The organism is Desulfocapsa sulfexigens DSM 10523, assembly GCF_000341395.1.
GTDB classification, from domain to species: domain Bacteria; phylum Desulfobacterota; class Desulfobulbia; order Desulfobulbales; family Desulfocapsaceae; genus Desulfocapsa; species Desulfocapsa sulfexigens.
The window spans coordinates 3,520,701-3,546,323 of sequence record NC_020304.1; the positions used below are offsets into that span (position 1 = coordinate 3,520,701).

The window sequence follows — 25,623 nt, forward strand, 5'->3', positions numbered from 1 at the left end:
ATGAACCAGGAAGAAACTCTTGCTGCAGTACTCAATTCCGATGAACTCCCAACCCTACCCACCGTTGCCTCTGAGATTATAACCCTCACGGCAAGAGAGGACACAACTCTTGCTGACATTGCAAATCTGGTCTCCAAGGACACTGCGCTTTCTGCAAAAATCCTTAAAGTATCCAACTCTGCTTTTTACAGTTTCCCTCAGCAGATCAGTTCCATCAACCAGGCTGTCTCCATTCTTGGAATTAATGCAGTACGAAGTCTTGTCCTTTCGTTTTCTTTTTTGAGTATGAAGGGAGGCAAAAAAAAGCTTCATTTTAATTTTGAAAAATTCTGGAAAAATTCCCTTGCTGCAGCCGTTGCCTCAAAGCTTATCCTTGAACGGGTTAAGGGAGCCGACACCGAGGAAATTTTCATCTGCGGTTTACTGCAGAATCTTGGACAATTGATTACAGCTGTAACATTCCCCAAGGAGTACGATGAAGTACTCGCCAAGATAGGTGAAAGTCAATATGATGTTCTAAATGCTGAGAACGACACCTTTGGGACCTCCCACCCAACCATAGGCTATGAGGTTGCCAAAAACTGGGGATTCCCTGAAGTGCTTCTCCTTCCCATCCTGTATCATCACGACCCGCTGCAATATAAAGGTGGGGATAAAAAAATCGAAGTTACCTGCAAGGCATCCTATCTGGCAGACCTCCTTATTTCCATTCTTTATTCCGACAAACCACAGGAATTTCACAAGCGTTTTCGTAAGGAAGCTAAGGACCTGCTGGGATTGAACAATGAGGACATGGATCATATTCTAAACGAGCTGCACACGCAGGTTGATCATGCCGGTGAATACTTTGGTCTCCGCATTAAAAACACCAAGTCTATCCAGGAAATTCTCCAGGAAGCAAACATCCGACTCAGCCTGATAAACCTCGATTTCGATCAGATGAACCAGGAGCTTATTAAAGCTAAGATAGAACTTGAAAATCTAACTCGCGAACTGAAAGAAAAAAACAAACTGCTTGGAAATCTAGCGAACATTGACGGTCTGACGGAGATATTCAATCATCGTTATTTCCAAAACAGCCTCGACAATGAAATCGATCGCGCACTACGCAATGAAACCAACATAGCACTCCTCTTAATCGACATCGATTTTTTTAAGAAATTCAATGACACCTATGGCCATCAGGTTGGTGACTTCATCCTCAAGGAATTCAGTGCATTGCTTAAAAAAGAAATTCGCAAATATGACACGCTGGCTCGTTATGGCGGAGAAGAATTCACCATCATCCTGCCTGACACCTCTGCTGACGAGGCCTGTGCAGTCGCTGAAAAACTTTGTTCAGCAGTAAATGATTATGTCTTCAGGGATCCGCAAACCAATTACCACATCACAGCAAGCTTCGGTGTTTCCTCAGCCAAACCAGTAACGGATGACACTTTTTCCAAAGAAAATTTCATTAAAATGGCCGACGCAGCTCTCTATGACGCCAAGGAAGCCGGGAGAAACAGAGTAGCTCTCTATGCAGAAAAGAAAAAATGGTATAAATTTTAATCTGTGCTAATCTAGACGAAAGAAAACTCCATACTATGAAGATGGTTTTCAGTATGATCAGACTCCCATAAAATGAAACAGACTATGACCGAAACTACTTTTAACTACTGTTTTGATTTCCCAGACAACAGTAAAAAACGTTTTCTTATCAAACTTGACCCAAACACTTTTGAATATAAACCCTCCAACAGCACTCCACCAGACTGGGCCCTTTTGGGGATTGCCCGATGTGAATGCTGTCGACTTGATCTCTCAGAAAATGACTATTGCCCCATTGCAGCAAACATTGCTGACCTTGTTTTCTCATTTAAAGACACAGCATCGCACAAATCCTGTATGGTATCATGCATTTCAACCGCTAGGACCTGCAGTAAAGACACCACAGTCCAGGAAGGACTTGCTTCAATCATGGGTATTATCATGGCCACAAGTGGCTGTCCTTCCATGTCCATCTTAAAACCCATGGCATGTTACCACCTTCCTTTCGCTACCGTCGAAGAGTCCATGTACCGTTCAGTATCGGCCTACCTGTTACGCCAGTATTTTTCACACCGAAAGGGTGAAAACTGTGATTTTTTCATGCACCGTATTCAGGAATATTACAGTGAGGTTCAACAGGTGAATGGGGGGATTTTAAAACGAATCAATATGACATCTGAAATGGATGCCGATAAAAATGCTATCGTCACCCTCAACGCCCTGGCCCAGATTCTTGTTATGGAGGTTGACGAGGATCTAGACTCCTTAAAACGTCTGTTCTCCTGAAAACCTTTCAGGTACAGGTGTATTCGTTCTCAGCTGTCCGCAACAGTTCTGTCCTGCGGTCAAACAAGAACCAGTGGAAATACGAATCTATGACTATTTTTTACATCATGGATTCTGGATCCACATCTATCGCTATCCGAATATCCCCCTTTACCAGACTTGAATATCTGCCAAGAACCCTCCCGCAAATGCCATGCAAGAGAGGAGAATCTGCACCTTTTAACAATACCTGCCAGCGGTAACGGTCACGGATTCTGTCAACCGGAGACGGGGCAGGACCCAGGATTTCTATTCCTGCATGCTTTCCAGTACGACAAAGTGCAGCAACCTGAGCTGCAGTACTCTGCACCTGTCCTTCATTCCCTCCTGATATTTTCAGGTTAATCATACGTAGAAAAGGTGGAAATTTAGGGTTCGCTCTGTTTTCCATTTCTTTTTGATACAGCCGTTCATAATCATGCACCCTGGCAAATTGAATAGCATAATGTTCAGGTCTCAATGTCTGGACTATGACCCGGCCAGGACTGTCACCTCTGCCTGCCCTCCCGGTCACCTGTGACAAAAGCTGATAGGTACGTTCTGCCCCACGATAATCCGGCATGCTGAGACCGCCATCCGCCCATATCACCCCGACCAGAGTGACATGTGGGAAATCGTGCCCCTTGGCTATCATCTGTGTTCCGATCAGAATATCAATTTCGCGTTGATGCATTTTTTTTAGCAATGCAAGAAAGGCTCTCCGGTCGGCTGCCGTATCGGAATCTATTCGTGCCACACGAGCCTCTGGAAACCTCTCCTGTATTTCCATTTCAATACGTTCAGTACCGTAGCCAACGGGCGTAAGTTTGGTGGATTGACAGGCACCGCAGATTACCTTGTCCTTAAGGGTATATCCGCAGTAGTGACACACCAGTTTCGCCCTTCTTTTATGATAGGTTAGAGAGACATGGCAGTGGAGACACTTCACCGGTTCCCCGCAATCACTGCAAAGATACACCGATGAAAATCCTCTCCGATTCAGTAGAAGAATGGACTGTTTACCCTGTTCAAGATTTAATCCAAGCTCCTTATGGAGTTTTTTGCCGATAGCTTCCTGATAGTTTTTTTCTTTTTTATCACGCAGATCAACTATCTGTACTGTAGGCAGAGGCCTGTTTTCAACACGTTTCCGCATGCTAAGAAGAGTAAACTTCCCCTTCATGGCACTCGCAAAACTTGTAACAGTGGGGGTTCCTGAACCAAGAATCACCACTGCCTTGTTATATCGGCCTCGCAGGATGGCCAGATCACGTCCCTGGTAGCGCAGACCGTCTTCCTGTTTATAGGCACCATCGTGTTCTTCATCAACGACAATAAGGCCCGGATTACTCAGTGGTGCAAAAACAGCTGATCGGGCACCAATAACAATTTTCGCACGCCCACTGGCGGCAAGGCTCCACTGATCATAGCGTTCGCCTGGACTTAATCCTGAATGGAGGAGCACCACCTGGTCGCCAAAGCGGGACACGAAGTGGGCTTCAAGTTGCGTGGCCAGAGCTATTTCAGGTACAAGCACCAGGACATCACGACCAAGTGTAAGAGTTTCTTCAGCAGCCCGCAGATACACCTCTGTTTTTCCGCACCCGGTGACACCATGAAGAAGAAAGGGCGTAAATGTCTGTTGTTGCAAAGCAGGGAGAATTTCGGAAAGCACCTGAGTCTGCTCTTCACTCAGAGATTCCGGTTTTGGAAAGTGGGTCAGTATTTCGCCAAAAGGATTCCTGTAAATCCGTCGTTCTTCGGAACAGACCAGTCCCTGTTTTTCCAGTTCTTTTAAAGCCCTGGAAGCGCCACTATACATCCGACGCAGATCCTTTGCAGCAACACTATCAACGCCCTGTTCCCTGGCGAGTGCTGTCAGGTTCACAAGAGTTCGAATCATGGGGATGCTCAGTTTTTCACCATTAACCAACAGCTGATCTGCTCCCTTTGCCACTGCTGTCTCCTGCTCAGCCTCGCCCAATTGAGGCAGTTCGATGGTCGTTGTTTTTCTATAGCAGAGTTCCAGCTTTTCACTGGTCTTTACTTTATCGAGGACATCCACGATACGTATCAGTTTTTTTTGTTTCAGTTCGTCAATAGCCTTTGAAAATTGCGTTTCTATAAGTATTTTTTTTGTTACAGCAGCACTTAATTCCTTGCCAGCAAGTAGCGAGGAAAACCAGTCAGGCGCAGCAATGTTCGGATCTGGCCATCTGATAGTGTTTTTTTCAACATCAGGCATTACCTGCAGCACCTTACGGTTACGAAGGGTAAGCCCTCCGGGAAGTGCCGTCTTCACCACCTCGCCAATGGGATAATGGTAATAGTCCGCAATCCATTTAAAAAAAGGCACAAGATTTTCCGGAAAAAGAGGTTTGTCCCTGTCATCAAGAAAGCGAAGAACGGGAAGTATCCGGAAACTGACATCCTCATCTGGCAGGAGTCCGAGCACATACCCTGTAACCTTCTGCGGCCCAAGACGTACGAGTACCCTTCTCCCGACAGGATCACCATCCTTATCAGAATCAAACGAATAGGACAGGGTCTGAAACAGCGGGGCGGCAACAGCCACCTCAATTCTACTCATGCACCAGAATTCCTTTTTTAAATGACAGATGAATTTTTCCCGTGTACAAATCAGCAGCCGGCCTTATACCATATTTTCCGTTTAACAACATCGCCTACCATGCAACTCAACTATCCAGCAGAAATTCCTATTGTCTCCTATCGGGAATCATTTCTCGAACTTTTGAAGGAACATCAAGTTATTATAGTATCTGGAGAGACTGGCTCTGGGAAAACCACTCAACTGCCAAAATTCTGCCTTGAGCATTTCCCCGACACTTCCTTTCACATAGGCTGTACCCAACCACGAAGAGTCGCAGCAACCTCTGTTTCTTCACGTGTTGCTACGGAACTTGGTTCCCACAAACAGCTAGTGGGATATAAAATACGATTCCATGATAAGACCACCAGTGAGACAAGAATCAAATTTATGACCGACGGTGTATTGCTTGCAGAGACAAGAAAAGATCCACTGTTAAAAAAATATGGCGTTATCATAATAGATGAGGCCCATGAACGAAGCCTCAACATAGATTTTCTTCTTGGATACCTCAAAAATATCCTTCCCAATCGACCAGATCTAAAAGTAATCATCACCTCAGCAACCATTGACACTGCAATTTTCTCAAGACATTTTGACAACGCACCGATCATGGCGGTTGAGGGACGCAGTTACCCGGTAGAAGTTCGCTATAGAAAGGACCCTGATAATGATGAGGGGGAAGATACCTCCTATGTTGAAGAATGTGTTGAAACCATAGTCGAATTACACCGAAGAGAGATCCCTGAAGATACCCTGATCTTTCTTCCTACCGAAAAAGATATTCGAGAATGTTGTGAGCTTCTTTCAGGGAAACTTTCAAACACTCTGGTACTCCCCATGTTCGGACGCCTGGCCGCAGCCGACCAGAAAAAAATATTTAAGCCTTCCCCGCTCACCAAGGTTATCGTTGCGACAAACGTTGCGGAAACTTCAATTACGGTTCCTGGAATTCGCTATGTCATAGACTCGGGACTTGCCCGCATATCCCAGTATAATGTCCGGGCACGAACTACCAGTCTCCCGATCACCAGAATATCACGCGCAAGCGCAGACCAGCGAAAAGGGCGTTGCGGACGTGTAGGACCAGGGATCTGTATCAGACTCTATTCTGAAGCGGATTATCTGGATCGCGATCAGTATATGCTGCCAGAAATCAAACGTTCGAATCTGGCCGATGTTATACTGCAGATGATAAGTATGAACCTTGGTTCGCCTCTGGATTTCCCGTTCATCGAACCACCTCATCCAGGTGCCATCAGAGATGGCTACAATCTCCTCAAAGAACTTGGTGCCCTGCGACCAGACAATCGGTTGAACCGCATAGGTAGGCTGATGGCCAGACTTCCTATAGATCCCCCTATCTCACGAATCCTGATTGCTGCACGTGAAAACAACTGTGTACGGGAAATAAAAATCATCGCCCCGGCACTCGCCATCCAGGATCCACGTGTCCGTCCTGCTGACAAAGAAGCCCTGGCAGATGCAGCCCATAAGAAATTCGCTCACGAACATTCAGATTTTTTGAGCCTGCTCAATATCTGGGAGCTTTTTCACAGTGTAAAGGAGAAGGGGCATTCATGGGGACGATTAAAAAAGTTCTGCAAAAGTCACTTCCTCTCCTTTCAACGGATGCGTGAATGGATAGATCTCCATGAGCAGTTAAGCAATATCCTGGAACGGGAAAAGGGATTTATTGATAATCAAACTCCGGCATCCTATCCGGCGATTCACAAAAGTCTCTGCACCGGTTTCCTGAGAAATATCGGTATAAAAAACGAGAAGGAAAAGAAACTCTACCACGGTGCCGGTGGTAAGGAATTCATGGTTTTCCCTGGTTCACACCAATTCCACAGCTCTGGAAAATGGCTTATCGGAGCAACATTTCTCGAAACCAATCGACTCTACGCCCTGACCGTTGCCAACGTTGAGGTTGAATGGCTTATCGATGCTTCTACCCACCTCAGCCGCAGATCGTGGTCCAACCCACGCTGGCAGAAAAAAAGCGGTCAGGTGGTAGCCGATGAAAAAATCAGCCTCTTTGGCCTTATCCTCTCTGCTGACAGAACAGTAAATTTTGGCAGGACAGGAAAGAAGAATCAGAAAGAGGCACGACAGATTTTTATCCAGCACGCACTTCTCGAAAATGATATTCAGGGAAACTATTCTTTTCTCCAAAATAACATCGATATCCTGAAAAAATGGCAGGACACGGAAGAACGACTCCGAAAACGTGACCTGGTCGTCGACGATACAAGTCTCCGGAACTTTTACGACGCCAGACTTCCAGCAGATGTCTATGACAGATTCACCTTGAACCGTTTTCTTTCCCGTAACAAGGATCAAAGTTTCCTCAATATGAAAGAGGAGGATATTCTCGCTCGCAGACCTGAAGACAGGGAGTTACAGGATTTCCCCAAGGAACTGCGTATGGGATCACACACACTTCAACTCAGTTACAACCTGACACCCGGAAAGGAGGATGATGGCGTGACCGTACGTATCCCGGTGGATGGCGTTGAAAACTTTTCCGAGTCAGTTTTCGAATGGCTTGTGCCAGGGCTTCTTCGTGAAAAAGTAAACTTTCTTCTTAAAGGCCTCCCTAAGCGGCTACGGAAACACCTTATCCCTATCCCTAACACGGTGGATCTGCTCCTCGATGACTGCAACCATTACCAGGGATCTTTGTACCACGCGCTCGAACGTGGCATCTTCAAGATGTTCCGGTTAAGAGTTGGCCGTTCCGACTGGCCTGAAATTCTGCCGTCGCACCTCACCATGCGTTATCTTCTATACGATACCAGTGGCAGAACAGTGGCAACTGGAAGAATCCTTCACAAACTTGCCCACAGTGTCAGCTCTGCTTCCCCCTGTAAGATCACCCCGGATAAAAAAACACAAAATTCACTTGATCGGTGGCAAGATACCCTTTTCCAGAAATGGGATTTTGATGGACTCAAGAGAAATATACCACTCTTCACCCAATCCAACGAAATCGCCGGCTATCTCTACCCGGCTCTCCACGTTGAAAGAAATCGCGGTGGAGTGACAATAAGCTTCGAATCCAATCGTAAAACAGCAGCAACGCTCAACCTCAGCGGAAGCCTCTTCCTCTACCAGCTCAAGTTCAAAGATGAGTTCAAAAGTCTCAAAAAGTACTGTCACACAGCCCTGTCTGCACCATCATCACAGTGGCTTATTGCACTGTTTGGCAATAAAACAAAGGCAAATGATGCACTGCTTGAGTTTGTCATGCGCTCACTCTTTACTCAAAAGCTAGATACAATACCCGACAAATCAACCTATGAAGCCGAAGTAGAAAAGGTTCAACAGTTGGGACTTTACCGAAGGGGACAGGAAATCTGTGATGAAATGTTTCAGATTTTACGCAAGCGCAAAGAAGTTTCCAGCCATATAAATCACTACGCAGGACTCTCCAGAAAAAGCCATTCTTACAATGAAGCACAGTTTAAAGAGTACGAAACTCTGCTGGAAGACATTCTCCCAGCTGATTTTTTAACCACCCAATCGGCGGAAGACCTTGCCGGCTGCGATCGTTTTTTTCAGGCCCTGAAGATTCGTATAGAGCGTGCCTACGCTAACCCGGCAAAGGATATGACAAAATCCAGACAACTGGAGTCATATGTGAACAGGCAAAAGCAGATCCCCAGAGACATCACCGGACTCCCCTTTGAATGCAGGAAGGCCCTTTCTCTTTATTCAGCTATGGTAGCGGAGTTCCGGGTAACCATCTTTGCGCCGGAACTTAAAGGGGGAATGCAGGTTTCGGAAAAGAAACTCAAACTTCAATGGCAGACAGTGCAATCCATCTGCCCGGGTATTTAGGTATTCAGCTAACATTCGGAAGAGTTACTACCTGTTTCACTTCAACACATCAATCAATGTTTAAAAACCATTTCTCGGAAGAAAACAGTCAATCGCTCCCTCCTGCTTTTCATACGCACCTGTTCTGGAATAAGATCGGAGGGATCAATTTTCATTACCGCCATCTTGTATTCGATATGTGAAGCAAAACGGTTATCAAGGTACCAGGCATAGGTAAGGCCCATCAAAAGACCGGGAGGAGTGAACCCCTCCCTGCCGTTTACAAGGCGGGTGAAATGGGTGGCATCGGAGGAATCAGGGACCATCCTCGCCAGAATCAAATACCGAGCAAGCGCCTCATCACTAAAATAGCACACTCTCTCGCTAAAAGGCTTTAAGTAAAGATGATAGGCTTTGCCAAGAGAACTCTTACCTGAAACAAGGGGACGAATTTCTTTACGGGCAGCATAATTCCCAAGAAGTCCCTGGCCAAGGGCGACAAGAAATGCGATCTCAAAGTCGACATTGGAGGAAAATTGATCCTGGCGAATTTTCACCATGCAATCCTCGGGGTCATAAAAGGAAAAAACTTTATCCCAGTTTTGATTTCTTTTCCATTTTTTATCGGCAATGCACTGTATTCCCTTGACGAACAGCAGATGTTCCATGGGGATATCTTTATGAGTCCAGAGGATTTCCCGCAGAGTCTGCTTTATTGCATCCACCTTCTTGTGTGAGTTTCTGGACAGTTCAATCCGAAGCCCCGACAGATATTCATTTATTTTTGTATAGCGGAGACACGGAACCTGCATGGAGGTCAGGTATTTTCGTTTGGGATCGACGACTTGAGACTTTCTGGAACCTGAAACGAGCGGAACTGGCAGGGTAGATGCAATTGCCCAAAGAGTACGGACAACCAGTGCAAACTGTTTCGGATCATGCCTGATTACTCCGTCATCCCGAAGCGCTGTCCTGGAATAAATCCCGCATTCCAGAGGAATAATTCCCTGTTCTCTCACTTCATCACGATCGAGATAAATAGGAATTTTCCCCTCAACCGCATAGTTCTGAATGACCGTAGCAGGCACGTCTTTCAAAGAGAGACACAACACCTTATCAAAGAGCCCTCCAGTTCCTCCAGGAATATTGCGCTCGTAGGCCTTCAACAGATCGGAAAGAAGAAACTTTCGTTCAGGGTTGTAAATACTGATGTCCGTTTCTCCTGCCTGAACCCAAAGATTAGATACAAGAATTTTCAAGGCCTTCCTGTTATTTTTCACGGCCTCTGCAATCTTTGGTACCTGAAAAATCGGCACCAGGGAACTGTACAAACTTCCAGGGGCCATGATCATAATATCTGCATTATGAATAAGCCCAAGGACATCGTCACTCACTTCAGGTTCCGCACAGAAATTGATCAGAACCGTATCAACAGGGTATCCCCTTCTGGCCTCACTTGATTTGTGTTCTCCTGTCACCTGAACACCGTTTGTGTATCGTAGACTGAGCTCAGCAGGCACGTATGTACACGGCATAACAGCATGTTCGTCGGCCCCGAGAATTGTACAAAGGGAAGCAATTCCCCTATGAATATTCTGACGGATCAGATCGGGTTCGCTAATAAGCGCTGCATTAGTAAAATGAGCGGGTATCTGTTCATAAATGGAGGAGACGAGAATAAGGTTGCCAAGGCAATGGGGCCGATTCAAAGTAACCTGAAGGCGGGGATCAACAAAAAGCTTGTGAATAATCCGTTCAAGCGAGCCGAATATGGCTGCCGGAAGAACAGTGTCAGCGTCACCGATCAATCCGCAATCGTGAAGCAACTTGGTGTTGCTCGTTGGCTTTTCACTGAATCGGTGGTTAAATACACGAGCAAGAATTTTAACACACTGAGCCGCTTCAATCTCTGTAAGCGAGTAATATTCCTGTAGTCTGGCAAGTTGGATGGAGGAGAGCAGCACATGGCGAATATCACCAAGAGCAATGAGCGGCAGATCTTTCAGCAGTTCACCCGTCGAACCGCCGTCATCGGTTATACAAACTATGGATCTGGTTTTTGGAAAAAGCGCTTTCAGCCCCTGAAAAGGATCATTTACCCAGGATTCGGCTCGACTGTCCCCACCAATAATGGTCGAGAGCCCGGTTCCTCCACCAAAGACCACAACATTGAGGTGGGAAACAGGCTCCTGGTTGAGACTGTTTTTAACTCGTTGAAGATCGGTTGCGGTCTCTGGTGGAAGCCCGTCTGGAACTCCAGCCAGGACGAGTTCCACCAGTTTTTCACGAATGTCAGTATGGGGGAGCAGGTCTAAAGGTGAAAGAGCTTTCCGGTCTATCTGTTTGAGGCATTCGGCCACGCCGGATTCTACTAACTCTGTTGTCTCTTTCACTTCCACTTTCGATTCCCTCTACAGTCCCGTCGCTTCCATCTGTTTTTCAACCGCTTTCACGGAAAGCTGCAAAGCTTCTTTTTCTTCAGCAGTGAGTTCAAACTCAAGAATCTTCTCGACCCCATTCTCGCCAATAACAACGGGAACACCGAGGAAATAACCGGAAATTCCAAATTCACCTTCCAGATACGCGGCGCATGGAAGGACACGTTTTGAATCGGTGAGTACTGCCTCGGCCATTTCAACTGCAGCAAGACCGGGAGTATAAAACGCTGAGCCTGTTTTCAGGTGATTAACAATCTCGAGCCCACCAGTCTGAGTACGATGAACAATGGCATCAATCTCTTCAGCTGAGAGGAGATCGGTAATAGGTACTCCAGCCACATTAGCAAGACGCACCATAGGCATCATGTTATCTCCATGAATACCGAGTACAAGAGCATTGACATCCTTTGGAGCCACACCGATAGCCTGGGCGAGGAAGGTACGATAACGGGCTGAATCCAGTACACCTGCCATACCGATCACTTTTTCCTTAGGGTGTCCGGTCACTTTAAAGGCAGTGTGAACCATTGCATCGATGGGGTTTGTCACCACGATGAGCACACAATCAGGAGAATACTTAACCGCTTCCTCGGCACAGGATTTTACAATAGCAACATTAATAGCGAGCAGATCGTCTCTCGACATCCCGGGCTTACGGGCAAGACCAGCTGAGATAATCACGACATCAGAATTTGCGGTATCAGCATAATCATTACTTCCTTTGACACCAAAATGAAACCCCTCAACGGGACCGGATTGTGAGAGATCCAGGGCCTTTCCCTGAGGAATTCCTTCTGCCACATCAAGGAGTATAATATCTCCAAGGTTTTTTGCAGCAGCCCAGTGGGCAGCGGTGGCTCCTACATTTCCAGCACCAATAATTGTTATTTTCTTTCTCATAAACGTTCCTTTCTGTTTAATTTATTCTTATATTAAAAACCATCCACACACTCAGCCATTTACAATATATTCCTCAACCCTCTTCAAGTCCTCCGGCGTATCAACTTCAATGGAATCATGTTCCGTTAGAATAACTTTTATCCGGTATCCATATTCCAGCGCCCGTAGTTGCTCAAGTTTTTCAAAACGTTCCCATTCTCCTTCCGGCAGGGCAACAAAGGTAAGGAGAAACCCCTTACGATAGGCGTAAAAACCAAGGTGTTTATAGTAGGTAGGAACAATCCCCTCCTCGGGGTTTCGCTGAAACGGTACAGGAGAACGTGAAAAGTACAGGGCATAGTTCTCATGGTCAAAAACAGTCTTTACATGATTCGGATCATTAATTTCTTCCGGTCTGATTATTTTATATATCAGGGTGGACATGGGCAGAGACGGGTCAGAGAGTAGCGGACCGGCCACCTGTTCAATCACTGCCGCATCAAAAAGGGGTTGATCTCCCTGAATATTTACAACCACATCATGCTCGGAAATGTCAAGCAACTCAGCGGCTTCTGCAAGCCTGTCTGAACCGGAGACATGATTCTTTCGGGTAATAACATATTCACCGCCAAAGCCAGCAACACAATCGGCGATACGCTGGTCATCCGTCGCCACAACCACCCTGCTGAGGAGTTGGACGGATTTTGCACGCTCAACCACGTGTTGAATCATAGGCTTGCCGTTGATAAGTGCCAGCGGTTTTCCTTCAAATCTGTTTGAATGGTATCTAGCCGGAATAATAGCCACGACTTTAACCCTGTGCTGTTTTTCTGTTTCCATCTTATTCAGTATTAGGTAATGAGAGTAATAGTATAGTAGAGATACGATCTTGTTTTGATCATTTGAATGTCAACCAGAACCGCCTTTCCGTGAATAATGGTCAAACCTTACATTCCCAACACCCTGCCTCCTCTATCCATAGGAGTATCAAGCGCAACGGAAAACCCGACACTTTTGGAAAAAGCTTCAGATCTTGCTGAGTTGTTGAAAATAGAGATAATTCCTCCTGCGGATCTGGGGAAATATGACCTGCTCCTACTATATACGGAAAAAGGGTTACAAATTCAACTGAAACAAGACAACAAAACAAAGAAGCCCGCTACTCTGTGTATCGACTTCCTCTCTGATGCACTCACCTATCGCAGAGAACATGGTGGCGGGATTAAACAATCTTTGGCCCGGGCTGTAGGAATTAAACCTGGAATCAGACCGACGGTTATCGATGCCACGGCAGGACTGGGCAGAGACAGTTTTTTACTGGCTTCTTTTGGGTGCAGGGTAACCATGATAGAACGTTCTCCTTTGCTTGCTGCTCTCCTGCATGATGGTCTGGAACGTGCAATAGACTCACCTTCCCTCCAAGCCGACGTCACAAACAGGCTAAGCCTTCTCCAGGGTGATGCTGCGACTATTATAGCAGAACACCAACCAAGTCTAAAGGCTGACACTATTTACCTGGACCCAATGTATCCTCATGGCCGAAAGTCAGCACTGAACAGGCTGGAAATGCGCCTTATCAGAATAATTGTCGGTGATGACAGTGACGCGGCAGTACTTCTTCGAACTGCACTGCATTACGCACAAAACCGCGTCGTTGTAAAGCGCCCCAAAGGTGCCCCCTTATTAGATAAACGGATACCGAGTCATGTTATCAAAATGAAAAACAGTCGTTACGATGTCTATATGACATGAGTTATGCTATTATTGAAATAGACACTAACCCAGATAACTGAAAATCATGCCAATGACTCCTAAAAAATTATCCAGGCGAGCAGTATGTTTTTACCATCGATACGGCGAAGAACTCGAGGCAATCCGTCAGCTTCTGCATATTCAACTTGAAAAACTGGCACTTGCCTGCACTCTTGAAAATCGTTTACCTCGAAAAGCGATTAAAGTTGTGAGCAGAACAAAGGAACTCAAAAACTTCCTCTTCAAACTGGAGAAGATGGGATGGCCTGAATTTTATCTTCCAAGTGAAATTATTCACGATCTGGTGGGGGCGCGCATTGTCTGCTGGTTTCAGGAAGACTGTTACAGCATGCTCGACCTTCTCAGGGACTCAAAGCGTCTCAGGCTCCTTGCTGATTCCATTGAAGATTACAACAAATCCCCCAAAGCTTCGGGATATCGGGCCATCCATATTCACTGTGATGTCGCCTATGACCAGATTGTCCATCTAAACAATAAGCACCAGATCATTACAGGTCATATGACCTGTGAAATACAGATACGATCCATATTCCAGGACGCCTGGGGAGAACTGACCCATCAGATGCATTATAAAATGGCAGAAGCGGAAAGATTACAATACAACGAGCTTGTTGCATCTCTTGCCGATCGTCTTTCCTCTGAAGATAAAGCAGCGACGGCTATCAGGAACCTTCTCCAGAAGAAGAATGACAAAAAGCAACGAGGCGGCTTTAAAGACAAGTAAAAGAGAGAGATGGGTTAGTCAGTGCAGATTTGGACAGCTAAGGGTTGAGAACTTCCTGGCATCTACTTATGGTATTTCTCACCGGCCTTTATTGTGTAGGCACGATAGAGCTGCTCCATTAAAAACAGCCGCACCATATCATGAGTAAAAGTCATCCGGGAAAAAGACAGCACAAAATCCGCCTGGGTCAAAACTTCGCTGGAATGGCCAGTGGGACCACCAATTAAGAATGCAACCACTTTACGCCCTTCCTGTTCCCAAGCAGAGATACGGCCCGCAAGTTCCTCAGAACTTATCTGCTTGCCACCGGAATCCAGAACCACTTTAACGGTTGCAGGAGGCAGGGAGGCAAGCAAAACCTGACCTTCTTCCTGCCGCTCCTGTTCTTCAGTCCATCCCTTTTTTTTTTCACCTTTAAAAGGGAAATATTACAAGCTGTATAATGTTTCAGACGACCACTGTATTCTTTGATCCCCTCTTCAATAAAGGAGTCCTTGGTTTTTCCGAGAAAGGGTAATTCGATCTTCATGCTTTTTTAACAGTGAATTATTGTCTGCTCATCAATAAGTTCCTTGAATATTCGACAAAATTCTTCATAGGAGATTTCAGTATTGATCCCGGGACAGGATTCGCTGATGGTCTTATAGTTATTCTTATCTGCAATCATGGAAGGATGCATTGGCCATTGAGCACAGCGCCACGGGCGGCCCTTATGGACGGTACAGCCATTATCATAAAAAATGCAGTGGCCATCAATGATCTTCATTTGCACCACATTGCCGGTGACACGCCAGTACTTTTCCCTTACCTCGGCCTCTGAAAGACCAAGGGCCTCAACCATCCGTTTCTGATCCTTTTCATCGAGCGAAACAGTGGTTTCACCATGACAGCAATACCCGCATTGGGTGCATTCAAATATTTCTTTTATATCAGCCATAATTTTGTATATTTTGAAGAATTTTAAGGATTAATCAAGCATAACCGATATGATCTTGAAAAATGGAAATATCAATGCCGTTAATAGCAGCGGCCTGGCGCCATTTTTCCTCATCGGGGACATCAAAAATAATGGAATCCAGAGCTGGAATTGTAATCCATCCCTGTGAGACGAGTTCCTGCTCCAATTGCCCAGGCCCCCAGCCTGCGTAACCAACGGCAAAAAGAAACTTCTCGGGTCCCCGTTCTCTGGAAATATCCTCGAGCACACTGGTATTTCGTGTTAAATACACAGTAGGACTTACCTCCAAATGATGTTCAGTTACATAATCGGACTGATAAAGAATAAAAGCGGAATTTTGTTCAACCGGCCCTCCCATATACACAGGGGCACTGAAACCAGGAGGAACAGGAAGATTATTGGTAAGAAGAACCTCTTCCAGGTCAAGAATGGGGTTTGGTTTATTGACCGCAATCCCGACAGCCCCCTCATATCCGTGGGAACAGATATAAATCACCTGTTCAGAAAAACGAGGATCCGGCATCTGCGGAGTGGACAGGAGAAATGACCCTGTCAATGTGTCTATGATTGGTCTTCCTCTTTCGTCCATTCTGATTCCCGCCACTGGTAGTCTTTAGCTGCATAATCACGTATTACTGCTCTGAAATTCAGACAATAACAGATCCGGTCAACGATGGTCAAGCAGTGTTCAATGGAGAACTTGCCAACGAATGGGTTGATAATTTATATCTACACCCATTTAGCCCTATGTTTTCCTTAACGGATTTGCTACTCTTATATAAACAAACATCTTTCTGTGCTTTCTATAGCTTAGGGGTACCCCATGGGAATAAAAGAACAAATAGATCGCCTCCTCCTTGCAGAACATTATGATCCTTTTCAGGTTCTGGGGGTACATTTTTCTGACAACGATAAGGATTCAGCCGTTATTCGCTGCTTTCAGCCCCACGCCAGGTCTGTTTCACTCCTGATTGATGGGAAAACCATTCCGATGGAAAGAGTGCGTAGTGAGGGGATTTTTGAAGCCACCATTGATCGGGGTACGGTTACCGACGAAAACCTTGATCCTTACACCTATCAATATAAAATCACTTATAACGATGGTGTAGAAAAAACGATCAATGATCCTTATCGTTTTATGCCAATCCTGAGTGAGGAGGACAGGTTCCTCTTTAATTTTGGCACCAATTATGAACTCTACGACCATATCGGTGCTCACCCCGGCATGTATTCCCAGATCAGGGGAACCATTTTTCGCGTATGGGCCCCATCAGCCACCAGAGTTTCCGTGCTCGGCAACTTCAATGGCTGGGACGGCAGGGTTCATCCCATGCGAAGTCTTGGCAGTTCAGGGATATGGGAACTTTTTCTTCCCGGAATTGGTGAGGATGAAATCTATAAATTTGAGATTCGCACCACCCGGGGTGATATCCTGGAAAAATCTGATCCATTTCAATTTTTTGGCGAACATCGGCCAAAAACCGCATCGGTGGTTCGCTATCTCGATCATTATCAATGGCATGACAGGGATTGGCAACAATCAAAAAAAGAAGCCAACCCCTATGAAAATGCCATGACCATTTACGAGCTCCACCCCGGATCCTGGCAACGCGATCCTTCAAACCCTGAACGTTTTCTCACCTTCAGAGAGCTGGCAGACAGACTCATCCCCTATGTGAAGAAACTCGGATTTACCCACATCGAACTTATGCCGGTAATGGAACATCCCCTGGACGAATCATGGGGATACCAGATTACCGGTCCATTCAGCATGACCAGCCGCTATGGTGTTCCTGAAGACTTTATGCATTTTGTAGACAGTTGCCACCTTGAAGGTCTTGGAGTCATTCTCGATTGGGTTCCTGCTCATTTTCCTAAGGACTCACACAGTCTCGCCCGCTTTGACGGCACAGCACTTTTTGAACATGAAGACCCAAGAAAGGGTGCCCATCCTGAGTGGGGTACTTTTATTTATAATTATGGTCGTAAAGAAGTCAGCAATTTTCTTATTGCCAATGCCCTATTCTGGATAGACAAATACCATATTGACGGCCTGCGTGTTGATGCCGTAGCATCCATGCTGTATCTGGATTACTCGCGTAAAGAAGGAGAGTGGCTCCCTAATCAGCACGGGGGAAGAGAAAACCTTGAAGCAATTGAATTTATCAAACATCTGAACTCAGTTGTTTATGAGCGTCACCCTGGCACCTTGATGATTGCAGAGGAATCCACCAGCTTTTACGGAGTTTCAAAACCTGCCGATCAGGGTGGGCTCGGATTTGGCTTCAAATGGAATATGGGCTGGATGAATGACATCCTTGCCTACTTTGAAAAAGATTGTTTCTACCGACGGTTTCACCATAACAGTCTAACTTTTTCCATTATGTACGCTTTTTCTGAAAACTTTATCCTGCCGCTCTCTCACGACGAAGTTGTCCATGGAAAACGTTCTCTTATCGACAAAATGCCCGGAGATCTCTGGCAGAAGTTTGCCAATCTTCGTCTTCTCTACCTGACAATGTGGATGCACCCCGGCAAAAAACTTCTTTTTATGGGAGGGGAATTTGGACAATGGCGTGAGTGGAACTGTAAACAAAGCCTGGATTTCCACCTGCTCCACGAAAATGACCATCACAAAGCAATGCTCCACTTCTTCCATGAACTCAACACACTGTACAAGAGCAATGCAAGCCTTTGGGAACTCGATTTCAGCCCCGATGGATTTCAATGGATGGACCTGGAGGATCGAGAAAATTCAATTATATCCTATGCACGTTTCGCTAAAAATCGTGACGATCATCTGGTCTGTCTTCTCAATTTCACCCCCCAGACCTTTTATAACTATAAAATAGGACTGCCGAGCGGATCCAACTACGAACAAGTCTTCTGCTCCGACCAGAGCAGATTTGGCGGAAGCAATGCAGCAGACAGGACAATCTACAGAACCATTGATGAACCCTACGCCCAGGCACAGTTTCATGCAAATGTAACAGTTCCTCCCCTTGCCGGGATTGTTTTGAAACCATGTTAAAATATTTCAAGGAGAATAGTCATCATGTCTTTACGGCAACCAACACGATGTACTGGAGATAAGAAAAAACTAGCACTGGCTGAACTCTGTCAGCTTCTTGAAGATCATCCAGAAAAAAGCCGCAAAATACTCCTGCAGCAGGTTGAAATCAAGTACGACCTGACGCCGAAGGAGTGCGAGTTTCTGGACAGAAATTTCCACACGGAATAAGAGAAACTTGCCAACAGCCACTGCACTGCTTAGTTTTATCTCCAAGTCGATATCAGATTTCCAAAGCTATCTGAAAAGAATCTCCATTTAGAAACGCCAGAACACCTGGAGGAAGGAACTACACATGGATGCCTACCAACAACTCATCACTACACTTGCTCTCACAATGGGAACAGCATGGGCAGCTGGAATTAATCTGTACGCAACCATCGCAGTACTAGGAACTCTTGGTCTCACCGGTAATATGGTTCTCCCTGAACAACTTCTTATCCTACAAAACCCGATGGTGATTGGCGCAGCAGCCCTGATGTACCTGGTTGAATTCTTTGCAGACAAAACCCCTGGAGTCGATACCGGCTGGGACACCATTCATACATTTATTCGAATTCCCGCTGGTGTTATGCTTGCAGCTGGGGCCGTTGGTGAGGTAAATCCGGCTATAGTTGTAACAGCAGGTATATTAGGCGGTGGCGTTGCAGCAACTACTCATACAATCAAGGCCGGTACGAGGGTTCTGATTAATACATCTCCTGAACCATTTTCAAACTGGACGGCATCAGTTGTTGAAGATCTGGCCGTAATTGGTGGGATATTTGCTATGCTTCACTACCCTCTGGCCTTTCTCGTTTTCTTTGTAGCCTTTCTTCTTACTGCAATCTGGCTGCTCCCGAAGCTCTGGTCAGGTATCAAGGTTGTGTTCCAGACAATTCTTACTTTCTTCTCGGGAAAAAAACCTGTAGCTTCGCAGGACAAGGAAAAGACAACACCAAAAGAACTGCCTTTAACATAGGGCGTCCCATAAAAGATTTGTAAACGCTAGGAGTGTCAGAAACTCTGCTATACGTTGTCCAAGGATAGCTAACAGGGAATCTCAATCACGACCGAGGTTCCCTTTCCTTCCTTGGAATCCACAACCATGCTCCCCCCATGTTCCTCAACAATCTTTGCAGACATTGCCATTCCAAGCCCTGTTCCTTCTGGCTTTGTTGTAAAGTATGGATCAAATACCCGTCCTAGATTTTCCGAACTGATTCCACAACCGCTATCCGTTACCGTGATAACAATTACATCACCACTTTTCACACTACGAACAGATAATGTTCCTCCGTCGCTCATAGCCTGGATGGAATTCAAAAAGAGATTGAGGAAGACCTGACTCAGCCTGTCTTCATCGGCGTAGATCGGGGACAATGTCTCAGGAAAATCGAGAACAATCTCCACCCCCGCAGCCTCGGCATCAATACTGAGTAATGAAACTGATTTCTGAAGCAGGGCATGAAGATCAAACTCACTCTTCTGAAGCTCCTGCGGCCTTGCGTAGTCAAGCAACTCAGAGATACTGCGATTAAGTCTCTCAACTTCCTGCACCAGAATATTGGCAGTTTCTCTATCATTATTTTCAATGCAAAATTTTGACCGTAGAACGAGGGCAAGGCCTTTGATTGAACTGAGAGGATTGCGCAATTCATGGGCCACCCCAGCAGCCATTTTCCCAAGAGCAGCAAGACGTTCACTCCTACGCAGATCTTTTTCAAGTTTTTTCACCTGACTCAGATCCTGTATCATAAGAAGGATTCCAACGAATTGATTATCACGATCGACTATAGCCATACGATTAAGCTGGACAGTATGACAGGTACCTTGAGCATTTATCAACTGCACCTCCCTCTGTGAGATAACGCCTCTTCGTTCTCCTGAAGCGTCCAGAATCGATCGGATAGCCTCTGTTTTAGCAAATACTCCTGTATTGTTGCCAAGTGCTATTTTTTCACTTATTCCGGTAAGTTCCTCGGAGAATTTATTATACAGAACAATCTGTCCTTTACTATCGGTTGCAATGAGTCCTACAGGTAAGGAGGATATCAGGATATCGCGAAAAGCCTCAACCCGACGCAATCTGCTTTGAGATCCTTTCAGTCCTTCAAGAGTGAGGATAGAAAGCCAGCCGCCGAAACCGACAAGCAGAAGAACAATGGATAAAATTATGATCTCAAGTTTTTGACGCTGCAGCCTTTTATTATACTGCTTCATATCAAGCTCAACGAGAATCATGTATTTTTTCTGGCTTAAGGATTCTATCCTCTTTTTCCATGTTGAGTTGGATCCGTGAAGCCGCATCACCCGGTTTCCCATTCCTTCTGAGTTGTTCTTCATCACTTGCGGGGAAAATTGCTCCAGTAAGCGACTGGTAATGGGTGAAAAATATGCCGCAACCTGAAAAACAGAGCCCTTATCTTCAGTACTGATACGATAATTAAACGTTCTGGTATCACTGGCATCTGCATCAATTGCCAGGAGAAAATCATGGGTTTGCTTGGATACCTGCTGAATTCGAGCGGCTGGAACTGAGTTAGCAAGAATAAACCCATCATTGTCAACAAGAGCTAAAAATCTGACTCCGGGATGTCCGGCCGCATGTTCAAGAACACGTTGTACATTGCCAGGCCAAAGTGCGGCAAGATCCTGCCCTGAGCGCAGACCTGTAATAATTGAACTTCTTGAACTGGAGGCAACAAAACGAATAAGAGTAACACCTTTTTCAAGGAGAATGTCAGTCATCAGAGCCTTGTCTCGACGGTAATTATTCACGGCAAAAACCGCTATTATTACGGCAAGTAATCCGCAGGCTGCTGCCAGTACCCAGGGGGAAACGCTGGCTAACCGATGTTTTTTTATAATTCGCATACAACAGGCGATGGAGGGTTGATGACTTTCTCCAGTAATACCTTAGTAATCATGTAGGTTGGTTTAATTCCATAATCCCCCAAAGAACCGGATGCCAGTGTTTCACCGGCATGTAAAGGATTATCCGATGCGTAATAGGCGTATCTCGTCTTTATATTACGTGACACGTGGCCCTGAATAATAGCTGCACTTATGGCACGCTGATAATGACCACCTTCCATTTCAAGCCCCACGGCCTTCCAGTGGGAGGTATGAAATCTGGTGAGCACATGTCTATTCTGCATGGATGTCCCAAGAACAGTAACCATTGGACCAACATGAATTGGGTACCCTTCATCGAAATCGCTTTTATCCAAATCGTTATCAACAATGTAATTATTGGTCGTACCCTCCATGACGTGAGCAGTAGCAAGCATGATATCCCCTTTTTTACCAGGGAGTGTTCCGGCCTTTCCCATTATACTGATTGATTCGAATTTAAAGGAGAAGTTCTTGTCATCAAAATGACAGGGACAGAGTAATTCGTCCAGAATATCAAATGCCTGTGCTCCAAAAGCATAATCAATAACTAAAATAACCGGTTTTTCTTTTTCAATGTAATCAAAATCACATTGAACGGATTGGTGAGGGTTTTCTTTTGATATTTTTGACGTATCAAAAACCATAACATCAATATTGGACTCTGAAGTATCATGAATATAAGTAAAACCGTAGGCAGAGCCATAATCGGTGAGTTCATAGTCAATATTACGCAGTTCAGTGATCAAATCATAGAGATCTTCGGGTACAGGTTTTCCCTGATTTTTTAAAAATCCGGCGCCGTAAACAATGTTTTTCATTGAATGCATATTCGCACTCACCACATGAATGGTCCGATGAGATAGACCCTGGTTGTAAAGATTTTGTTTTATATTCTTAGCCCACAGAGTAGCATATTTATGACGTCCAATCATCTCCTGAAGAGATGGAGTAAAATAGATAGTGAGGAGATTATCCCTGGATTTCGCCTCTTCAATAATGCGTTGCCCCATTGCATAGATAATTGCAAAAAGCCCATTATTATAGTTTCCATTTTTTCCATGGTGGCTATCAAAACTCTCGTAAGACTCATACGCCTCACGGTACGTTCTTCCAAGGATAATAGAAAGATTCCACAAAGCCTGATGTAAGGCAGAACCTGTGAGTTTCTCGCTTCCCTGAACAACACCCTCTAATTCATGCCACTCAGAGCAGGTTCCCTCCTCCTTATGACATATCTGCCTGTGAATTTTCTGAGCTTCAAGATTGAGGAAAGTCAGGTTGGTCAGGATATCATAGATCTCTGTTAATCCACGAGTAATAACGAAACAGATTTCCGTGTCAGAAACAATATAGGAGTGTCTGCGTCTTTTAAAAGGAACGACCTTCTCAAAAGAAGTATCATGAAAGTCTTCATCTGCCGTAAGTATTATCCTGTTACACTTTTCGACCCCCCTTGGCATCCGATCCATAACATATTCGAGACCTTGAAGTTCAACGATACGATGATCATTCATTGAACCATATATCTCAGGCTCAAACAGTTGCAGCGATTCAGACAGCTTTTCACCAGATCTCCCGGAAGGCCTGTAATACCCTCTTAAGATCATGGCGTCTGCAATTGTCTTAAATGTTCGAATTGCGAACCGGGCACGTTGAGACTTTGAAAGTTCTTCCATAACAGACTCCTGTAATCAAAAAAAAATACCATGTTCTAAACAATTATAGAATAACGTATAAAGCAGGGACATTCCAGAAAGTATTCATTATTAAACTAAAAAGTTACATTATCTTCCAGATAAAGAAGACTGAGAAACTACCTGGTTCAAAAGAGAAGTGGGAAAAGAAAATCAATGGCTGAAAAAAAAGAAAAAAAAAAGAGGGTAAATCGCCATAGGCGACTCACCCTCATTCAATCAAGAGATAGAATTTCTCAGATTATATTTTGCTCACGTTTGCTGCAGCAGGACCTTTTGGACCCTCAGTGATTTCAAACTGAACTCTATCACCTTCGTTCAAGGTTTTGAACCCATCACTTACAATAGCAGAGTAGTGAACAAATACATCTTTTCCACCTTCCTGCTCCAAAAAACCAAAACCTTTAGCCTCATTAAACCATTTCACTGTGCCTTCTAACATAATAACCTTGTCCTTAGTACTGATCAACTACGTGATCGTGCTTTTTCTGTTGTATGGAATAACATTCTCTCCGAAACAACCGGAAAAAATAACTCGTTTTGTTTTTTGAGCCGAAAATTCATCACCCATACAATTCATACGTTCACTAATAATACAGCAATGAATTTTAAAACACCAGACAAATAATCAATCAAGCGATTTTATTTTATGTCAAGAGAAAAAAAAACAAAAGCAATCCTATGAAATCAAGGCCTCCAGCTATTTCAGGGTGGAGACAAAAATAAACATTTTTTATTTTATCTGTAACAATGAAGGATTGTATCCCTCAGGAGCCGCATATCCAAGAAGAGTCAGGACAGTGGCGGCAACATTTGCAAGTCCCACATCCGTTTGATTTGTTACTCTAAAATCGTTAACGCTGCAGAAATTTTTGACTATGAAGGGCACTGGATTTTTGGTATGGGCAACCATGGCAGTTTTAATCCCATTTTTCTCAGTCCACATGCAGTCTGCATTCCCATGATCTGCTGTAATCACAGCTATCCCTTTTGCCTTTTTTAGTACTGGTAGAACTCTCCCCAACATCAGATCCACCGTTTCAACAGCAATACGGACTGAAGCAGGAACCCCGGTATGGCCAACCATGTCACCATTCGCATAATTTAAACGGATAAATTTATATTTCCCCTCACGAATGGTATCAATCACTCTGTCTGTTATCTCTGAAGCCTTCATCCAGGGACGAAGGTCAAAGGTTATTCTGTCCGACTCTATCTCCACATATTTTTCTAGTTTTTCATCAAGATAACCAGACTTATTGCCATTCCAGAAATAGGTTACATGTCCAAATTTCTGGGTCTCGGAGATGGCATAGGAGGTGACTCCTGCACTGCAAAGATATTCACCAAGTGTACGATCGATAGCAGGAGGTTCCACCAGATAATGCTTAGGAACCATGGCATCACCGTCATACTGCATTATTCCGGCAAAAAAGACCTCAGGTCTTCGTTTCCTATCGAAACCATCAAAATCCTGGTCATCAAATGCTTTAGACAGTTCAATGGCTCGATCTCCACGAAAGTTAAAGAGAATCACTGCGTCCCCATCCTCAATGCAACCGACAGCCGTTCCGTTCCGTTCAACAACGAAACTATCCATGTATTGATCAGTCATTTCCGGATCTTCATCATAATAGGTCTGAATAGCATCACAAGCTGACGCAAAACCTCTCCCCACGCCCAGTACATGCGCCTGCCACCCCTTCTCAACAATAGCCCAATCAGCCTCATAACGATCCATTGTTACATTCATTCGACCACCCCCGGATGCCATGCAGTAATCTCTGCCATCCTGAGACATTGCCTTAAGTTTTTCTTCGAGCGGGACAAAATACTTCAGGGCACTTTTAGGAGCAACGTCACGTCCATCCAGGAGTCCATGGACACGAACCTTTTGAATTTGATCATTGACACATCGTTCAAGCAAGATATTGAGCTGTTCAACATGACTATGCACATTACCATCCGAAATCATACCTATAAAATGGAGGGTGCCACCATTTTCAGTTCGTTTCAACACCTCTTTCCATGCTGCTCCCTGAAACAGATTCCCGGAATGCAGTGCTTCATTAACAAGCTTTGCCCCCTGAGCAAAAATTCTCCCGGCCCCAAGGGCATTATGGCCCACTTCGGAATTCCCCATATCGTCATCCGACGGCAGACCAACCGCCTTTCCATGTGCCTTGAGACTGCACACGAGATCACCCTGCAGCAGCGTATCCAGCACAGGAGTATAGGCCATATGGACACCATCGCTCTCATCTTTTGGGCCCATACCAACGCCATCCATAATAACGGTAACAACAGGACCAGGAAAACTTTTATAACCAGCAAGTGGACGCAGTGATAATTGTGACATACCTTTTTCCTCTATTAGAAATTGCATAGCAGTTTATAATAAAACACATCGGGGGATAATTCAGCGCTTCTCCCAATGTTTTTT

The 25,623-nt window shown here is 45.0% G+C and carries 18 protein-coding genes and 1 pseudogene; 8 read left to right on the forward strand and 11 right to left on the reverse strand.

The features are described from left to right. Entirely contained in the window at window positions 1-1,551 is a 1,551-nt protein-coding gene (locus UWK_RS15720) for a sensor domain-containing diguanylate cyclase (RefSeq protein WP_015405379.1), read from the forward strand. Between the two features lie 84 nt (window positions 1,552-1,635). Next, window positions 1,636-2,316, forward strand: coding sequence for a DUF6901 family protein (locus UWK_RS15725; RefSeq protein WP_041916450.1), 681 nt, complete (start codon window positions 1,636-1,638; stop codon window positions 2,314-2,316). Window positions 2,317-2,416: 100 nt separating this feature from the next. Here the strand turns inward: UWK_RS15725 and priA are convergent, their stop codons facing one another. Further along, window positions 2,417-4,924 carry a replication restart helicase PriA gene (gene priA / locus UWK_RS15730; RefSeq protein ID WP_015405381.1) on the reverse strand — a complete coding sequence of 836 codons (2,508 nt, stop codon included), beginning with the start codon at window positions 4,922-4,924 and terminating at the stop codon, window positions 2,417-2,419. A gap of 99 nt (window positions 4,925-5,023) precedes the next feature. Between priA and hrpA the strand changes: the two genes are divergently transcribed. After that, complete coding sequence (gene hrpA / locus UWK_RS15735) at window positions 5,024-8,788, forward strand: ATP-dependent RNA helicase HrpA (RefSeq protein ID WP_015405382.1); 3,765 nt, start codon at window positions 5,024-5,026, stop codon at window positions 8,786-8,788. Between the two features lie 53 nt (window positions 8,789-8,841). On the opposite strand, the gene UWK_RS15740 is transcribed toward hrpA, so the two are convergent. The 3 genes from UWK_RS15740 to kdsB are packed head-to-tail and all read right to left on the reverse strand — an operon-like array spanning window position 8,842 to window position 12,924. Further along, window positions 8,842-11,160 (reverse strand): gluconeogenesis factor YvcK family protein, encoded by a 2,319-nt coding sequence (locus tag UWK_RS15740; RefSeq protein ID WP_208598477.1) that lies wholly within the window; start codon window positions 11,158-11,160, stop codon window positions 8,842-8,844. 18 nt (window positions 11,161-11,178) lie between these two features. Next, window positions 11,179-12,105 (reverse strand): malate dehydrogenase, encoded by a 927-nt coding sequence (gene mdh, locus UWK_RS15745; RefSeq protein ID WP_015405384.1) that lies wholly within the window; start codon window positions 12,103-12,105, stop codon window positions 11,179-11,181. A 51-nt stretch (window positions 12,106-12,156) separates the two neighbouring features. Further along, window positions 12,157-12,924 (reverse strand): 3-deoxy-manno-octulosonate cytidylyltransferase, encoded by a 768-nt coding sequence (gene kdsB, locus UWK_RS15750; protein ID WP_015405385.1) that lies wholly within the window; start codon window positions 12,922-12,924, stop codon window positions 12,157-12,159. Window positions 12,925-13,020: 96 nt separating this feature from the next. Here kdsB and UWK_RS15755 point away from each other — a divergent pair, with 96 nt between their 5' ends. After that, window positions 13,021-13,836: a class I SAM-dependent methyltransferase gene (locus UWK_RS15755; protein WP_015405386.1), complete on the forward strand. Its 816-nt coding sequence runs from the start codon at window positions 13,021-13,023 to the stop codon at window positions 13,834-13,836. 52 nt (window positions 13,837-13,888) lie between these two features. Continuing rightward, complete coding sequence (locus UWK_RS15760; RefSeq protein ID WP_015405387.1) at window positions 13,889-14,581, forward strand: GTP pyrophosphokinase; 693 nt, start codon at window positions 13,889-13,891, stop codon at window positions 14,579-14,581. A gap of 62 nt (window positions 14,582-14,643) precedes the next feature. Here the strand turns inward: UWK_RS15760 and UWK_RS19655 are convergent. The 3 genes and pseudogenes from UWK_RS19655 to UWK_RS15775 all read right to left on the reverse strand — a co-directional run bounded on the left by UWK_RS19655 (window position 14,644) and on the right by UWK_RS15775 (window position 16,128). Beyond that, a pseudogene (locus UWK_RS19655) lies at window positions 14,644-15,110 on the reverse strand (23S rRNA (pseudouridine(1915)-N(3))-methyltransferase RlmH). 6 nt (window positions 15,111-15,116) lie between these two features. Next, entirely contained in the window at window positions 15,117-15,518 is a 402-nt protein-coding gene (locus UWK_RS15770) for a YkgJ family cysteine cluster protein (RefSeq protein ID WP_015405389.1), read from the reverse strand. 34 nt (window positions 15,519-15,552) lie between these two features. Continuing rightward, window positions 15,553-16,128 carry a YqgE/AlgH family protein gene (locus UWK_RS15775; protein WP_015405390.1) on the reverse strand — a complete coding sequence of 192 codons (576 nt, stop codon included), beginning with the start codon at window positions 16,126-16,128 and terminating at the stop codon, window positions 15,553-15,555. 234 nt (window positions 16,129-16,362) lie between these two features. Between UWK_RS15775 and glgB the strand changes: the two genes are divergently transcribed. The 3 genes from glgB to UWK_RS15790 all read left to right on the forward strand — a co-directional run bounded on the left by glgB (window position 16,363) and on the right by UWK_RS15790 (window position 19,570). Beyond that, a complete protein-coding gene (glgB, locus tag UWK_RS15780; RefSeq protein ID WP_015405391.1) occupies window positions 16,363-18,570 on the forward strand; it encodes a 1,4-alpha-glucan branching protein GlgB in 2,208 nt (735 codons plus the stop codon). A gap of 24 nt (window positions 18,571-18,594) precedes the next feature. Beyond that, complete coding sequence (locus UWK_RS15785; RefSeq protein WP_015405392.1) at window positions 18,595-18,780, forward strand: hypothetical protein; 186 nt, start codon at window positions 18,595-18,597, stop codon at window positions 18,778-18,780. Between the two features lie 124 nt (window positions 18,781-18,904). Then, the gene (locus UWK_RS15790; RefSeq protein ID WP_015405393.1) at window positions 18,905-19,570 is read left to right on the forward strand and encodes a DUF4126 domain-containing protein; all 666 of its coding nucleotides are present in this window, start codon (window positions 18,905-18,907) and stop codon (window positions 19,568-19,570) included. A gap of 68 nt (window positions 19,571-19,638) precedes the next feature. On the opposite strand, the gene UWK_RS15795 is transcribed toward UWK_RS15790, so the two are convergent. The 4 genes from UWK_RS15795 to gpmI form a co-directional block, all read right to left on the reverse strand. Further along, complete coding sequence (locus tag UWK_RS15795) at window positions 19,639-21,465, reverse strand: two-component system sensor histidine kinase NtrB (protein WP_015405394.1); 1,827 nt, start codon at window positions 21,463-21,465, stop codon at window positions 19,639-19,641. Next, window positions 21,453-23,162: a DUF6909 family protein gene (locus tag UWK_RS15800; protein ID WP_015405395.1), complete on the reverse strand. Its 1,710-nt coding sequence runs from the start codon at window positions 23,160-23,162 to the stop codon at window positions 21,453-21,455. Before UWK_RS15800 ends, UWK_RS15795 begins: the two co-directional genes overlap by 13 nt. 259 nt (window positions 23,163-23,421) lie before the next feature. Beyond that, entirely contained in the window at window positions 23,422-23,622 is a 201-nt protein-coding gene (locus tag UWK_RS15805) for a cold-shock protein (RefSeq protein WP_015405396.1), read from the reverse strand. A gap of 291 nt (window positions 23,623-23,913) precedes the next feature. Continuing rightward, window positions 23,914-25,539, reverse strand: a complete 1,626-nt coding sequence (gene gpmI / locus UWK_RS15810; protein ID WP_015405397.1) for a 2,3-bisphosphoglycerate-independent phosphoglycerate mutase — start codon at window positions 25,537-25,539, stop codon at window positions 23,914-23,916. Window positions 25,540-25,623: the final 84 nt, after the last annotated feature.